The sequence below is a fragment of the Flavobacterium sangjuense genome (assembly GCF_004797125.1).
In the GTDB taxonomy this organism is placed as follows: Bacteria; Bacteroidota; Bacteroidia; order Flavobacteriales; family Flavobacteriaceae; genus Flavobacterium; species Flavobacterium sangjuense.
The window spans coordinates 2856342-2874489 of record NZ_CP038810.1 but is presented as its reverse complement, the minus strand read 5'-3'; the positions used below and the strand labels follow the sequence as shown (position 1 = coordinate 2874489).

The window sequence follows — 18148 nt, the reverse complement described above, 5'->3', positions numbered from 1 at the left end:
TCGAGTGTTGCCAAATATAACAAATTCCGCTATTATCTTTTTAGTGTGAAGTGCGATTTAAATTCTTTCCATCTGGTCTTGGTCTGGTCTAAGTATTCTACTTTAAACCAATAATCATCGGCAGGAAGCATATGCCCATTATAAGTTCCGTCCCAGCCACTACCGGTTGTACTTAATTGTTTCAACAATTTACCATAACGGTCAAAAATATAGAGTCGGGCAAAAGGCTGATCTTCTAATCCTATAACATTCCATGTTTCGTGAATGCCATCGCCATTTGGAGTAAAATAATGAGGATAATCGATTATCTGAACACCACTAATAACTATTTCACCACAGCTGGTATTTCCTTTCACATCTTTAATGGTAATGGTGTGTTCACCCATAGGAACATGCTCGAAAATATTACTACTTTGGAAAGGACCATCATCCAAACTATATTCATAAACACCAAATCCAACCACATTTACGGTTATAATTTGATTGCTATCAAAAGCACTACTAAAGGTATATGGAGGTTCAGCAAATTGCGCCGGACCAGATTGAATTACGGTAAATGTATTTGAAATTTCGGACACACAAGCCAACGAACTGGTGCTTGTAGCCACGACAGTGTAATCTCCAGGCGCGACAGTATTAACAGTATAAGTTGAACCGATTGCACCCGGAATTACGGTTCCATCTAATGACCATATAAAAGTGTGACCTATACTACTAAGTCCACTATCCAAAGTCAAACCACTTAATAATACATTGGTGGCATAGTCAACACAAATGTTGTTAGTTGGTGAAGAAATAAGAGGTTGAGGTAATGGTTCAACTGTTATATTTAAAGGTGCTAATTGATAGCAATCGGTAATATCATCTTCAACCCGAATCCAAACCGTATGGGTATAAGCTTGGTAGTTCGTTAAATTTGTAATTGGATTTGTTTCGTTTATCGCGTCATTTTGAGTGTTATAGAAAGTTACAGAAACTCCGGTTTGTGTACCAATTACTCCACTGATATAGGCATTTAAATCCAACGCAAAGAAACCATTATTAGTTCCGTCAACATCACAAGTTTCAAAAGCTGGCGGCGTGGTTGCAGTTGGTTTTGGATTAACAACAAGTGTAATTTGACCCATGTTGAAACAAGCTGTTGTATTGTTCACTACTCTGACAAAAATAATCTGCGGATTAGTCGTATTCGTGAAATTTGTTGGATTCACAATAGCATTCGTTCCTGCTTGCGCATTGGCAGCTGTTGTATAATAAGTAATGGTATAATCTGCCGGCAATTGTGTGCTTCCCAACAAACTAACAGTAGTAGAAGTCAAATTAAATGGTACGTGTCCATCGGTATTATCATCACAATTTTCAAAAGTTAACGGCTGAATGATTGTTGGTAATGGATTTACGGTAAGCGGTTGTTCTACTATTACAAAACAGTGATTGCCAAGATAATCAACTCTGTTGTTTTCGACTCTAATCCATACATTTTGTCCGACCAAAGCGGCAGTTGGATTTAGTATTTCATCGGTGTCAGCTAAAGCATCAGCCTCTGTCGGATAGTAATGCAACGTTAATGTTGAATCGCCATTTATTATGATGGAAGCGTTTAAGGTCAAATTGAAAGTCTCTAACATGTCACCTGTATTGTTTATATCACATTGTGCAGGCAATGGGTTGATTCCAGTGGTTCTTGGCGTTGGAATTGGCAATACTCTGATGTCTAAAGTTTTGTAACTTCTACAGCCTTGGGCATTGGTAACCATAACACCTAATGTCTGAACAGCTGGCGATACATTTGTATAGGTTGTCGGATTTGGAATCGCAACACTCGAGGAAGTAACCGGATAACTTGGATAATAGGTTACGGTCATATTCGGTAAACCGCCGGTAATTTCACTATTTTTCACGGTTAAATCAAATTGAGTATACTGATTATTTCGATTAGTATCATCATCACAAATGCTTAATGGCGCTGGTGTTGTTAATGCTAAAGGTGGATTAATTAATAATTCGAAAGAACCAATTGAATAACATTTTGAATTATTATTTTCGACTCTTACCCAAATGATTTCGTGATTATCTCCAATATAATGAGTCGACTGAATTATTGGTGCATCACCATCAATAGCATCTGATTGAGAAATATAATAGGTAACCGTATAATTTGAAGCCGGTAAAGGTTGGATAGCTAAAACGGCAGCATCATTCTGAGTTAAATCAAATACCATCGACAGATTTTGAGGATTACTATCTTCATCACATTGAATTAAATTCGGAACTGTAAATGGTGTTATTGGTTGTGGATTTACATTTAATTCGATTGGGATAACACTTCTGCAACCATTCACATTGTCAACTGCTGAAGCATAAATGAATTGAACAAATGGAGTGATATTATCATATGGACTAACCAATGGATTATTACCTAATTGAGCGTCTTCAATGGTTTCATGGTACGTAATGGTATAATTTGCACCTTGTAATATATCGGAGGTTAACGTATTCAAATCAAAAGTTCCAAATCCATCCTGATTCCCGTCACAAATCGTATAAGGTTCGTCAGGCGGAATAGGTGATGGTAGTGGTTCAACCCGAATATCCATAGTTGATAAAACAAAACAACCTGAGATTGCATTTTCCACTCTAATCCATAATGTTTGCACAGCAGGAACAACATTGGTATATAAAAGAGGTAAAGGATTTATGTCTGCTAAAGCATCAGATTGACTGAAATGGAAGGTTATATTCACTCCGGTTTGCCCAATTAATATGGCTGTTATTTTTGAACCCAAATCGAATTCTTCATAGAATAAAGGAGCATGATTATCACATAAAGTATAAGGCGGATAATTTGGTTGCGTAGCCAAAGGCAAAGGATCAACAAACAATTGTAATGTTACAATATCATAACACCCAGTGGCATTATTGGTAACTCTAATCCAAATAGTTTGTGTGTTTATCGTTTGATTAATAAAGCTGATAGGATTGCCTATTGGATTTGTTCCCAATTGAGCATTAGCCAAACTAGTGTAATAGCCTATAGAATGCGTCGATTGATTTATGGAACCAAATACCTGAGCAGCGGCAGTTGTCAAATTAAAACTGGCAAATCCATCATTATTAGTATCACAAACATGATAATCTTCTGGTTCGATTGCTTCCGGAGTTGGATTTACAATTAATTCTAAAGTCAATATTTTATAACAACTAGACGATTCTGTTGATTCTACCCGAATATAAATTGTTTGTTGGTCTATATGAATATTGAAATAATTACCAGGATTTGGAATGAAAGTCCCACCAATTTCAGCATCGGTTATGGTTTCGTGAAAACTTACCGGATATGATGTTCCTCCTGTAATTGTTGGAATCACTTGAGTCATATCAAAAACACCAAACCCATCATTATTTGGATCACAATAGTATAACGGAGCTATTGAATTTATTTGTGGAACTGAATATACAGTTATAACTAAGGTACTTGTTGTAGCACATTGCCCTACTGCTGGTGTGAAAGTATATGTAGTAGTCGCTGTATTATTTAAATTAGGTAACCAAGTTCCTACAATACCATTGTTTGAAATAGTTGGTAAAGGACTAAGAGTTTCGCCTGAGCAAATCGGAGCTATAGAGTTAAAAGTCGAAATCACGGAAGGATTAATAGTCACGGTAGTTGTAGTCACCATGGCAGGACAGCCGCCACTGGCAGCAATAGTATAAGTAACAGTATAAGTGTTCGGAGTAGAAGTACTCGGAGTGATTGCTCCCGTTGCTGGATTGATAGTCAATCCGGCGGTTGAAGAATAGACTCCGCCTGTATAAGCTCCGGCTCCGGTTAAAGTTACAGATTGAGCAGTAGCCACAGAAGAACAAAACGGAGTTCCATACGATATAGTTGCCGTCGGTAAAGCGGTAATGGTTACGGTCGTTGTAGCCACCACAGTAGGACAGCCGCCATTGGCTGCGATAGTATAGGAAACAGTATAGGTATTCGGAGTAGAAGTACTCGGAGTGATTGCTCCCGTTGCAGGATTAATAGACAGTCCGGCAGTTGAGGAATACCCTCCACCGGTATAAGCTCCGGTTCCGGTTAAAGTAACAGCCTGAGCAGTTGCTAGAGAAGAACAAAACGGAGTTCCATACGATATAGTAACAGTCGGCAAAGCAGTAATGATTACGGTTGTAGTAGCTACTACCGCAGGACATCCACCGCTTGCAGCAATAGTATAGGAAACCGTATAGGTATTCGGAGTAGAAATCGAAGGTGTGATTGCTCCTGTTGCAGGATTTATGGTCAGTCCGGCAGTGGATGAATACACTCCTCCGGTATAAGCTCCGGTTCCGGTTAAAGTAACAGATTGGGCGGTAGCCACAGAAGAACAGAAAGGCGTTGCATATGAAATAGTAGCAGTCGGCAAAGCAGTGATAGTTACAGTAGTTGTAGCTACTACGGCAGGACAGCCACTACTCGCAGCAATAGTATAAGAAACAGTATAAGTATTCGGAGTAGAAGTACTCGGAGTGATTGCTCCCGTTGCAGGATTAATAGTCAGTCCGGCAGTTGAAGAATAGACTCCGCCGGTATAAGCTCCTGTTCCGGTTAAAGTTACAGATTGCGCAGTAGCCACAGAAGAACAAAACGGAGTTCCATACGATATAGTTGCCGTCGGTAAAGCAGTAATGGTTATGGTAGTTGTAGCTACCACAGCAGGACAGCCACCGCTGGCAGCAATGGTATAAGTAACGGTATACGTATTTGGAGTAGAAGTCGAAGGCGTTATAGCCCCTGTAGCAGGATTAATAGACAGTCCGGCTGTTGAAGAATACACGCCACCAGTATAAGCTCCGGTTCCGGTTAAAGTCACAGTTTGAGCGGTAGCCACTGAAGAACAAAACGGAGTACCATAGGATATAGTTGCCGTTGGTAAAGCGGTAATGGTTATGGTAGTTGTAGCTACCACAGCAGGACATCCACCACTTGCAGCAATAGTATAAGTAACAGTATACGTATTCGGAGTAGAAGTACTCGGAGTGATTGCTCCCGTTGCAGGATTAATAGTCAGTCCGGCGGTAGAGGAATAGACGCCACCGGTATAGGCTCCGGTACCGGTTAAGGTCACAGATTGCCCTGTAGCTAAGGAAGAACAAAACGGCGTCGCATACGATATAGTTGCAGTTGGTAAAGCAGTAATGGTTATGGTAGTTGTGGCTACCACAGCAGGACAGCCACCACTTGCAGCAATAGTATAAGAAACAGTATAAGTATTCGGAGTAGAAGTACTCGGAGTGACTGCTCCCGTTGCAGAATTGATAGTCAGTCCGGCAGTAGATGAATATACTCCACCGGTATAAGCTCCTGTTCCGGTTAAAGTAACAGCCTGAGCCGTTGCCAGAGAAGAACAAAACGGAGTTCCATACGATATAGTTGCCGTCGGCAAAGCAGTAATGGTCACAGTAGTTGTAGCTACCACAACAGGACAGCCACCACTAGCGGCAATGGTATAAGTAACGGTATACGTATTGGGAGTAGAAGTCGAAGGTGTGATCGCACCTGTAGCAGGATTAATAGTCAGTCCGGCGGTTGAGGAGTACACACCGCCTGTATAAGCTCCTGTTCCGGTTAAAGTCACTGCTTGCCCTGTTGCGACAGAAGAACAGAATGGCGTTCCATAGGAAATAGCAGCCGTAGGCAAAGCAGTAATGGTTACTGTAGTTGTCGCTACAACAGCAGGACAGCCACCGCTTGCAGCAATGGTATAAGTAATAGTATAGGTATTCGGAGTAGAAGTTGAAGGTGTGATTGCTCCCGTTGCAGGATTAATAGTCAGTCCGGCAGTAGATGAATATACTCCGCCGGTATAAGCTCCTGTTCCGGTTAAGGTAACTCCCTGAGAGGTAGCTACAGAGGAACAGAACGGAGTTCCGGCATAACTGATTGAAGCAGATGGTGGATTACAATTGGCAGCGGTACAGGTTGCCGTACTAAAAGCAAAGCAAGTACCTGCGCCTCCTGTTGGTGTTAGAGTGATTGTTACAGTATCACCCGGAGTTAAACTATTTACAGTATAATTTAAAACATTGCCTATGGCACCAATAGTTACGATTGGATTAGCATTTACCTGATAAGAAACGTTATAACCGGTAGCACCGGTAACTGCTGTCCAAGTGAATTGAACAGAAGTAGTGGTGGAAACTCCACAATTTATCGTTGGTGTTACTATTGGGTTAATAGTTACTGTAGTTGTAGCTACTACCGCAGGACATCCGCCACTTGCAGCAATGGTATAAGTAACGGTATACGTATTCGGAGTAGAGGCCGAAGGAGTGATTGCTCCCGTTGCAGGATTGATAGTCAGTCCTGCAGTTGAAGAATATACTCCACCGGTATAAGCTCCTGTTCCGGTTAAAGTAACAGCCTGAGCAGTTGCTAGAGAAGAACAAAACGGAGTTCCATACGATATAGTTGCCGTCGGTAAAGCAGTAATGGTTATGGTAGTTGTAGCTACCACAGCAGGACAGCCACCGCTGGCAGCAATGGTATAAGTAACGGTATACGTATTTGGAGTAGAAGTCGAAGGCGTTATAGCCCCTGTAGCAGGATTAATAGACAGTCCGGCTGTTGAAGAATACACGCCACCAGTATAAGCTCCGGTTCCGGTTAAAGTCACAGTTTGAGCGGTAGCCACAGAAGAACAAAACGGAGTACCATAGGATATAGTTGCCGTTGGTAAAGCGGTAATGGTTATGGTAGTTGTAGCTACCACAGCAGGACATCCACCACTTGCAGCAATAGTATAAGTAACAGTATACGTATTCGGAGTAGAAGTAGAAGGTGTGATAGCACCTGTAGCAGGATTAATAGTTAGTCCGGCAGTTGAAGAATACACGCCACCGGTATAGGCTCCCGTTCCTGTTAAAGTCACAGCCTGAGCAGTTGCTACAGAAGAACAGAATGGCGTTGCATACGATATGGTTGCTGTGGGTAAAGCGGTAATGGTTACCGAAGTTGTAGCTACCACAGCAGGACAGCCACCGCTGGCAGCAATGGTATAGGAAACAGTATAGGTATTTGGAGTAGAAGTCGAAGGCGTTATAGCCCCTGTAGCAGGATTAATAGACAGTCCGGCTGTTGAAGAATACACGCCACCAGTATAAGCTCCGGTTCCGGTTAAAGTCACAGTTTGAGCGGTAGCCACAGAAGAACAAAACGGAGTACCATAGGATATAGTTGCCGTTGGTAAAGCGGTAATGGTTATGGTAGTTGTAGCTACCACAGCAGGACATCCACCACTAGCGGCAATGGTATAAGTAACGGTATACGTATTGGGAGTAGAAGTCGAAGGTGTGATCGCACCTGTAGCAGGATTAATAGTCAGTCCGGCGGTTGAGGAGTACACACCGCCTGTATAAGCTCCTGTTCCGGTTAAAGTCACTGCTTGCCCTGTTGCGACAGAAGAACAGAATGGCGTTCCATAGGAAATAGCAGCCGTAGGCAAAGCAGTAATGGTTACTGTAGTTGTCGCTACAACAGCAGGACAGCCACCGCTTGCAGCAATGGTATAAGTAACAGTATAGGTATTCGGAGTAGAAGTTGAAGGTGTGATTGCTCCTGTTGCAGGATTAATAGTCAGTCCGGCAGTAGATGAATACACTCCGCCGGTATAAGCTCCTGTTCCGGTTAAGGTAACTCCCTGAGAGGTAGCTACAGAGGAACAGAACGGAGTTCCGGCATAACTGATTGAAGCAGATGGTGGATTACAATTGGCAGCGGTACAGGTTGCCGTACTAAAAGCAAAGCAAGTACCTGCGCCTCCTGTTGGTGTTAGAGTGATTGTTACAGTATCACCCGGAGTTAAACTATTTACAGTATAATTTAAAACATTGCCTATGGCACCAATAGTTACGATTGGATTAGCATTTACCTGATAAGAAACGTTATAACCGGTAGCACCGGTAACTGCTGTCCAAGTGAATTGAACAGAAGTAGTGGTGGAAACTCCACAATTTATCGTTGGTGTTACTATTGGGTTAATAGTTACTGTAGTTGTAGCTACTACCGCAGGACATCCGCCACTTGCAGCAATGGTATAAGTAACGGTATACGTATTCGGAGTAGAGGCCGAAGGAGTGATTGCTCCCGTTGCAGGATTGATAGTCAGTCCTGCAGTTGAAGAATATACTCCACCGGTATAAGCTCCTGTTCCGGTTAAAGTAACAGCCTGAGCAGTTGCTATAGAAGAACAAAACGGAGTTGTATACGATATAGTTGCAGTTGGTAAAGCAGTAATGGTTATGGTAGTTGTAGCTACCACAGCAGGACAGCCACCGCTGGCAGCAATGGTATAAGTAACGGTATACGTATTTGGAGTAGAAGTCGAAGGCGTTATAGCCCCTGTAGCAGGATTAATAGACAGTCCGGCTGTTGAAGAATACACGCCACCAGTATAAGCTCCGGTTCCGGTTAAAGTCACAGTTTGAGCGGTAGCCACAGAAGAACAAAACGGAGTACCATAGGATATAGTTGCCGTTGGTAAAGCCGTGATGGTTACTGTAGTAGTTGCCACCACAGCAGCACATCCGCCACTTGCTGCAATAGTATAAGTAACAGTATACGTATTCGGAGTAGAAGTCGAAGGCGTTATAGCTCCAGTAACAGGATTGATAGTCAGTCCGACAGTTGAGGAATATACTCCACCGGTATAAGCCCCGGTTCCGGTTAAAGTCACCGCTTGTGCAGTAGCTAAAGAAGAACAAAACGGAGTTCCATACGATATAGTAACAGTCGGCAAAGCAGTAATGGTCACAGTAGTTGTAGCTACCACAGCAGGACAGCCGCCGCTTGCAGCGATAGTATACGTTACAGTATAGGTATTCGGAGTAGAAGTTGAAGGTGTTATAGCTCCTGTTGCAGGATTAATAGTTAGTCCTGCGGTTGAAGAATATACGCCTCCTGTATAAGTCCCGGTTCCTGTTAAAGTCACAGATTGCGCAGTAGCTAGAGAAGAACAGAAAGGCGTTCCGTAAGATATAGTCGCTGTTGGTAAAGCAGTAATGGTTACCGAAGTTGTGGCAACTACGGCAGGACATCCTGCACTGGCAACGATAGTATAAGTAACGTTATACGTATTTGGAGTAGAAGTTGAAGGTGTGATAGCACCCGTTGCAGGATTAATAGACAGTCCGGCAGTTGAGGAATACCCTCCACCGGTATAAGCTCCGGTTCCGGTTAAAGTAACAGACTGGGCAGTTGCTAGAGAAGAACAGAAAGGCGTTCCGTAAGATATAGTTGCTGTTGGTAAAGCCGTGATGGTTACCGAAGTTGTAGCTACCACGGCAGAACATCCGCCACTTGCCGCAATAGTATAAGTAACAGTATACGTATTTGGAGTAGAAGTCGAAGGCGTTATAGCCCCTGTAGCAGGATTAATAGACAGTCCGGCTGTTGAAGAATAGACTCCACCAGTATAGGCTCCGGTTCCTGTTAAAGTCACAGCTTGCCCTGTAGCTAAGGAAGAACAAAACGGCGTCGCATACGATATAGTTGCAGTCGGCAAAGCAGTGATAGTTACAGTAGTTGTAGCTACTACGGCAGGACAGCCACTACTCGCAGCAATAGTATAAGTAACAGTATAAGTATTCGGAGTAGAAGTACTCGGAGTGATTGCTCCTGTTGCAGGATTGATAGTCAGTCCGGCAGTAGATGAATACACTCCGCCGGTATAAGCTCCTGTTCCGGTTAAAGTAATAGCTTGTGCAGTAGCTAAAGAAGAACAAAACGGAGTTCCATAAGATATGGATGCCGCTGGTAAAGCAGTGATGGTCAAGGTAGTTATAGCTACCACGATAGGACATCCGCCACCGGCAGCGATAGTATAGGAAACAGTATAAGTGTTGGGAGTAGAAGTCGAAGGGGTAATAGCTCCAGTAGCAGGATCAATAGTGAGTCCTGCGGTTGAGGAATATACTCCACCGGTATAAGCCCCAGTTCCGTTTAAGGTCACAGCTTGTCCTGTTGCTAGTGATGAACAAAACGGAGTTCCGTAAGATATAGTTGCTGTTGGTAAAGCTGTGATGGTTACCGAAGTTGTAGCTACTACGGCAGGACAGCCACCACTAGCGGCAATGGTATAAGTAACGGTATACGTATTGGGAGTAGAAGTCGAAGGTGTGATCGCACCTGTAGCAGGATTAATAGTCAGTCCGGCGGTTGAGGAGTACACACCGCCTGTATAAGCTCCTGTTCCGGTTAAAGTCACTGCTTGCCCTGTTGCGACAGAAGAACAGAATGGCGTTCCATAGGAAATAGCAGCCGTAGGCAAAGCAGTAATGGTTACTGTAGTTGTCGCTACAACAGCAGGACAGCCACCGCTTGCAGCAATGGTATAAGTAACAGTATAGGTATTCGGAGTAGAAGTTGAAGGTGTGATTGCTCCTGTTGCAGGATTAATAGTCAGTCCGGCAGTAGATGAATACACTCCGCCGGTATAAGCTCCTGTTCCGGTTAAGGTAACTCCCTGAGAGGTAGCTACAGAGGAACAGAACGGAGTTCCGGCATAACTGATTGAAGCAGATGGTGGATTACAATTGGCAGCGGTACAGGTTGCCGTACTAAAAGCAAAGCAAGTACCTGCGCCTCCTGTTGGTGTTAGAGTGATTGTTACAGTATCACCCGGAGTTAAACTATTTACAGTATAATTTAAAACATTGCCTATGGCACCAATAGTTACGATTGGATTAGCATTTACCTGATAAGAAACGTTATAACCGGTAGCACCGGTAACTGCTGTCCAAGTGAATTGAACAGAAGTAGTGGTGGAAACTCCACAATTTATCGTTGGTGTTACTATTGGGTTAATAGTTACTGTAGTTGTAGCTACTACCGCAGGACATCCGCCACTTGCAGCAATGGTATAAGTAACGGTATACGTATTCGGAGTAGAGGCCGAAGGAGTGATTGCTCCCGTTGCAGGATTGATAGTCAGTCCTGCAGTTGAAGAATATACTCCACCGGTATAAGCTCCTGTTCCGGTTAAAGTAACAGCCTGAGCAGTTGCTATAGAAGAACAAAACGGAGTTGTATACGATATAGTTGCAGTTGGTAAAGCAGTAATGGTTATGGTAGTTGTAGCTACCACAGCAGGACAGCCACCGCTGGCAGCAATGGTATAAGTAACGGTATACGTATTTGGAGTAGAAGTCGAAGGCGTTATAGCCCCTGTAGCAGGATTAATAGACAGTCCGGCTGTTGAAGAATACACGCCACCAGTATAAGCTCCGGTTCCGGTTAAAGTCACAGTTTGAGCGGTAGCCACAGAAGAACAAAACGGAGTACCATAGGATATAGTTGCCGTTGGTAAAGCGGTAATGGTTATGGTAGTTGTAGCTACCACAGCAGGACATCCACCACTTGCAGCAATAGTATAAGTAACAGTATACGTATTCGGAGTAGAAGTAGAAGGTGTGATAGCACCTGTAGCAGGATTAATAGTTAGTCCGGCAGTTGAAGAATACACGCCACCGGTATAGGCTCCCGTTCCTGTTAAAGTCACAGCCTGAGCAGTTGCTACAGAAGAACAGAATGGCGTTGCATACGATATGGTTGCTGTGGGTAAAGCGGTAATGGTTACCGAAGTTGTAGCTACCACAGCAGGACAGCCACCGCTGGCAGCAATGGTATAGGAAACAGTATAGGTATTTGGAGTAGAAGTCGAAGGCGTTATAGCCCCTGTAGCAGGATTAATAGACAGTCCGGCTGTTGAAGAATACACGCCACCAGTATAAGCTCCGGTTCCGGTTAAAGTCACAGTTTGAGCGGTAGCCACAGAAGAACAAAACGGAGTACCATAGGATATAGTTGCCGTTGGTAAAGCGGTAATGGTTATGGTAGTTGTAGCTACCACAGCAGGACATCCACCGCTGGCAGCAATAGTATAAGTAACAGTATACGTATTCGGAGTAGAAGTAGAAGGTGTGATAGCACCTGTAGCAGGATTAATAGTCAGTCCGGCAGTGGATGAATACACTCCTCCGGTATAAGCTCCTGTTCCGGTTAAAGTAACAGCCTGAGCAGTTGCTATTGAAGAACAAAACGGAGTTCCATAGGAAATAGCAGCCGTTGGCAAAGCAGTAATGGTTACTGTAGTTGTCGCTACTACAGCAGGACAGCCACCGCTGGCAGCGATAGTATAAGTAACAGTGTAGGTATTCGGAGTAGAAGTCGAAGGTGTGATAGCGCCAGTTGCAGGATTGATAGTCAGTCCTGCAGTTGAAGAATATACTCCACCGGTATAAGCTCCTGTTCCGGTTAAAGTAACAGCCTGAGCAGTTGCTATAGAAGAACAAAACGGAGTTCCATACGATATAGTTGCTGTCGGCAAAGCAGTAATGGTTACGGTAGTTGTGGCTACCACGGCAGCACACCCACTACTAGCAGCAATGGTATAAGTAACGGTATACGTATTCGGAGTAGAAGTCGAAGGCGTTATAGCGCCAGTTGCAGGATTAATAGTCAGTCCGGCGGTAGAGGAATACACTCCTCCAGTATAAGTACCCGTTCCTGTTAAGGTCACAGCCTGAGCAGTTGCTATAGAAGAACAAAACGGTGTTCCATAGGATATGTTAGCTGTAGGCAATAGTTTAATGGTTATAGTAGTTGTGGCCACCACAGCAGGACAACCGGCACTAGCAGCTATGGTATAAGTAACAGTATAAGTATTCGGAGTAGAAGTCGAAGGTGTGATAGCACCTGTTGCAGGATTAATAGTCAGTCCGGCAGTTGAAGAATACACGCCACCGGTATAGGCTCCGGTTCCTGTTAAAGTAACAGCTTGTGCTGTAGATAAAGAAGTACAAAATGGAGTTCCGGCGTAGCTAATAGTAGCTGTAGGTGCCGGAGTAACAGTCACAGTCACAGTATCAGTCGCTGTACATCCAACACCGTTATTTGCAGTTAATGTATAAGTAGTATCCGAGGTTGGACAAACCGATGGAGTTAACGTTGTTGAATTTGTCATCGCCGTAGTAGGAGACCATGTAAACGCAGGTAAATTATTGTTGAAGGTAATAGTCCAGCCCGAAATACTTCCCGCATCACCACCTAAATCGTCCTGAACAAAAAGTTGCCAAGTACCATTAGCAGTACATCCATTTAAAACATTGAAAGATTGCTCGGGTAGCCAACTACCAGTAAAAGGATATGTTCCGGTAGTTATCGAAGCGGATGCAGTCGGAGAAAAACAAGTATTGGTGTAATTGATTCCGGCCACACCATTATCAGTTGATAATTCTACGCGGGTTCCATCAGGGCATTGCAGATAAATATCTAAATCTGAGTCCCATGTATGAGTCATGTTTATACAAACCGAAGCGATGGAAGACGCCGTAATAGTTGTCGGAAACAAACCAGTTGTAGTAAGAGGGGAATAAACTCCTGTTACGCTACCATCAGGTATTGCATAGGTTCCGCCATTTGTAAAAGAAGTTGTGCCAACGGATCCAACAGCATTGGTTGAACCTCCCAAAGTAATACAACTCCCTGAACATACTGTCCCTCCAACACCAGCATCAACAGTTGGAATTGGATTCACAGTTACAGTGTGTGATATGGCATTCTGACATCCGCCAGGAACAGCTGTTAACAAAAGAGTTGCAGTATAAGTTCCCGCTGCGGCGTATGTATGGCTTGGATTCTCTAAGTTTGAGGTATAACCATCACCGAAATTCCAGTTATAGGTGAAGTTTCCATTAGTTGTGTTGGTAAATTGAGTTGCCGCTCCAACACAAACGGTAGTATTAGTAAAAGTAGGATTGGGACTTGCAAACGTAGCGGTGGTACCGGCAAAATTCAAAGTAAATCCAGCGGAAGAAGTTGCGGTATATCGATCAACTAATATAGTGTAGGTTTGACCTGCGGTTACAGTAAAAGTAGTTTCACATTGCGCACCGGCACATCCTAATCCAGTAGTCCCGGTTCCTCCCGTATTAGGACTCCAATTACATTTTATTTCAGTTCCTAGACATGATGTTGAAGTATTGAATACAGCAAAATCATAATCAATCACAGCCGTAGGTGTAATTGTAAATGCCAAAGTTCCCGAAGTAGCAACCGTAAAGGTATACCAATTTGAAGAACGTTCACCAGGTGCACCAAAGCAAGTTGGATTTTCAGTTGTTGTTCCTACACCACCTACACCATTTGGAACAGTAACATTGCCAACACTACATAAAGTTTGGGCTGTGGCACAATCCTGAACGGGTAATGCTGGCCCTATAGGCAACGCTTGTTGGGCACATATACCAAAAGTTCCGGTAGTATTTCCATTACCATCAACAAGCATATAATATGTATTCCCAATAGTAAGGCCATGCAGAATAACATCTGAATGTAACAAACCACCAGTTGTGTTAATATCTTCCTGACATCCAATTTGAGCTAAGGAACCACAAGTACCGCTATATATTGCTAATTGAGTATTGGCTAAAGTTCCTCCAAAATTGGTGGAAATTTCAATGTCAGCTGAAGTAGCAACAAATGAAAACCAAACGGTGTGACTTAAACTGTTAGGAGACCAACAAGCCGGAGTGGCAGGATCACTAGCTGTTGTAGCAGCAACATTGGTATAAAGGGTAGAATTACAACTTCCGACACCAACTGTAATAGGAATAGCATTCGCGCAAGCGTCATTCGCAGGTTGCGCATATGCTAGGGTCGTAAAACCAACACATACTATAAATATATGTATATATTTAAACCAAGTTTTCATCCTATTGCAATTATTTCTTATCTACACTATTTTGTAAATTTCGTAAGTAGGCTTCACGATCAATAGGCTTGTCATTTTTTACATAGAAATCAGTTGGGGAAACTTTTTCGTTTATTGGTAAAGGAATTTTTGAAAAGATTTCATCAGAAAGACTAGCTATCAAAAATTTAATTTTCTTGGTATTTTCAAATGAGAATTCGCCTTTTAGTGAGATTTCATTATAGTTTCCGATATCAACTATAATAGTATCGTCTTCTTTTGCTATTTCATATGCTGAAAGGATAGTTAATTTAGGTTTGTCAGGAGAAGTGCCATCATTAGAATCATTTCCAATGGCTGTAGTATAGACATCTCCTTTGATTGAATTGTCATTGACATAAAAAGTAGTAGCATTAATTTTAGGGCAAAACAAGACAACAGCGTATAATAATATTCTGCAGTATCTCCTCTCTCTAATAAAATTGAATAGTAAAGCTCTAATCATTCAAAATAAATGTTAAGAAAATCATAAATCAAATGTAATTAATTGATTTGTTAAAATTCATATTTTAATCCAAATTTTTTATGCGTTTTTTATCTAAATAAGTAAAAAAACACGTTTAAAATCAACAATTTAACAATTGTTTCAAAAAAAACAAAAGTACAATTTGGATTACATTTTTTTTTCCAAATCTCTGAAAGTGTTATTCGTAGATTTTTCAAGCAGTACAACGACAAAAATTTTTCGTAAGTAATTGATGAGGTATTTTCGCAGTCTCAAATCTATTCAAGTATAATTTACGTAGGTTACTCTAATTATGAAATCATTTTTACTATCTATTTTAGTTTTGTTGTTCTCATTGAGCTTAAAAGCACAATGTACGATTACAGGGACAACTGTTAACGCAAGTACACTGACATGCAGCTCATTTAGTGGTTGTACGATTGTGTATGTTGGAAATGGAACTACTGCCACAACTCTTAATATGAATGCCGATTTAAACCTGACTTGCTTGGGAGCTATTCAGTTTATAATCAGAAACAATGCTTCAATTGATTTTTCTCCCGGTAATAATAGATTAACACTTGGAGACGGTTCTTCATTAACTGTTGAAACCGGAGGAAATGTAATCGGTGGATCGTGTAATGCTTCTGAACGTATTTATATTGGTACAAATTTATTAGCCAGTTGTAATGGAGGTGCAGGTGCAGACCTAAGCTTTACAACCCTTTTAAATTTGGGTGGAACTGGTAGTTTGACTTCTAATTCACCAGTTTGTACCAGCAACACCATTAATCTTTTAGCTACACCGCCACCAAATGGAACCTATACCTATTCGTTTTTTGGGACTGGTCTTCCAGTAGGTGGAACTACATACTCGAGTAGCCCAAGTTATAGCTTAACAGCATCAGGTACTGCAGGTTCTTATGTTTATCAGGTTTACATGAAATCGTCACTTTCAGGAAATCCTATTACGGTAGCAGAGAGAACTGTTGTGGTTAATTCCGGTTTGGCTGCATCAACACCAGTTGTTACCGTTACTCAGCCTACTTGTACAGTTGCAACAGGAACAATAACGATTACTTCACCAACGGGTGCAGGAATGACTTACAGCACAAATGGTATAACATATACAAATACCACAGGTATTTTTACCTCGGTATCTTCTGGAACTTATAGCGTAACTGCAAAAAATTCATCGGGATGTATCTCACCGGCAACAACTGTCACAGTTAATGCACAAACAGATACCTGGAACGGAACATCATGGTCAACCGGTGCTCCACCTGTAAGTGGACAAAAAATAGTTTTTACTAATAACTTTTCTTCAACTTCAGATTTAACAGGTTGTTCCTGCCAGGTGAGTTCAGCTAATGTAGTAATAAATTCAGGGCATACTTTAACCGTAACTGATGATGTAAAAATTACTGGAGGAGGAACATTGACCTTTGAGGATGGAGCAGGTTTGGTGCAAACAAATAATACTGCGGCAAATTTGGGAGCCATCACATACAAAAGAAAAACCACTCCACTAAAACAATATGATTATACGTATTGGTCGTCACCGGTAGTGTCGGCTACTTTAAGTCAATTGGCAACAAATTCATTGATGTATAGTTTTAGTCCAACGACTAACCTTTATGTATATCAAACCGGAGCAACTACTATGGCACAAGGTGTTGGTTACATCGGAAGAGCACCAAGTGGTCTAACTTATGCTCCAACACAAATTGTACAAACCAGTTTTGTCGGTGCTCCAGGAAATGGCGTAATCAATACTCCAATTTTAAAAAGTACAACAGCTTACAATTTGATAGGTAATCCTTATCCATCCGGACTTGATGCCGATTCATTTATAGCAGCTAATAGCACCGTTATAAACGGAACACTTTATTTTTGGACACATAACACAGCAATTACAAATAATGCCTATACTATTAATGATTATGCAAAGTATAATTATACAGGTAGTGTAGGGACTGCAGCTCCAGGAACCTCTATAGTTCCAACAGGAAAAATTGCTGCGGGACAAGGTTTCTTTGTTGAAGCTAAGACAAGTTTGGCTAATGGAACCTATTCAGCTACTTTCAATAATGCTATGCGAATTGCAGGGAGTAATACACAGTTTTTCAAAAACGGAGGATCAGGAAATACTACAACTTCTGTTTCAGAAGGATTAGAAAGACATCGTGTTTGGCTTTCATTGAGAAGTCCTCAAGGAGCATACAACCAAATGTTAGTAGGTTATGTACAAGGTGCAACTAATGATTTTGATTCGTTATATGATGGTAAAACAATGGCTGTAGGCAATACAGTTTCCGTATACACTAAGGTTGGTGCCGATAATTTAGCCATACAAGGAAAAAGTTTGCCATTTTCAGAAGCAGATGTTATTCCGTTTGCATACAGCACAACTCTTAACGGAGCACTAACAATTTACCTGGATAATTTTGATGGAATATTTACTAATCAAAATGTGTATTTATTAGATAAAGCTACGAACACATTACACGATTTAAAAGAAGCGCCTTATACTTTTGTTACCACTAATGGTAATTTTGAACAGCGTTTCGAATTGCGATTTACTGATCAGGCATTAGGAACAACGATTCCAACAGTAACCGATAATGATATTAAAATTATCACCGCAAATCACCAACTGGAAGTGATATCACCAGCTATGGCTATTACAAAAATAGCAGTATATGATATTCTTGGAAAATTGTTGTTTACTCAAAATGACTTAAACACTAATCTGTTTCAAACAAATTCCTTACAGTTAGCATCCCAAATTCTGCTGGTAAAAGTAACTTTGGACAATGGGCAAAGCTTTACAAAGAAAACATTGATAGATTAACATAAACTGTTATCACATCAGGAACTACTTTTATCGTATGATTTAGGTGGTTTT

The 18148-nt window shown here is 41.7% G+C and carries 3 protein-coding genes; 1 reads left to right on the top strand and 2 read right to left on the bottom strand.

Going from position 1 to position 18148, the window contains the following annotated elements; translation table 11 throughout:
- Window positions 1-32: 32 nt before the first annotated feature.
- Both GS03_RS12230 and GS03_RS12225 read right to left on the bottom strand, forming a co-directional pair.
- A complete protein-coding gene (locus tag GS03_RS12230) occupies window positions 33-14756 on the bottom strand; it encodes a T9SS type B sorting domain-containing protein (RefSeq protein ID WP_136152826.1) in 14724 nt (4907 codons plus the stop codon).
- A gap of 10 nt (window positions 14757-14766) precedes the next feature.
- Window positions 14767-15168 (bottom strand): hypothetical protein, encoded by a 402-nt coding sequence (locus GS03_RS12225; protein ID WP_136152825.1) that lies wholly within the window; start codon window positions 15166-15168, stop codon window positions 14767-14769.
- A 385-nt stretch (window positions 15169-15553) separates the two neighbouring features.
- Here GS03_RS12225 and GS03_RS12220 point away from each other — a divergent pair, with 385 nt between their 5' ends.
- Window positions 15554-18094: a T9SS sorting signal type C domain-containing protein gene (locus tag GS03_RS12220; protein WP_136152824.1), complete on the top strand. Its 2541-nt coding sequence runs from the start codon at window positions 15554-15556 to the stop codon at window positions 18092-18094.
- The last annotated feature ends 54 nt before the right edge of the window (window positions 18095-18148 follow it).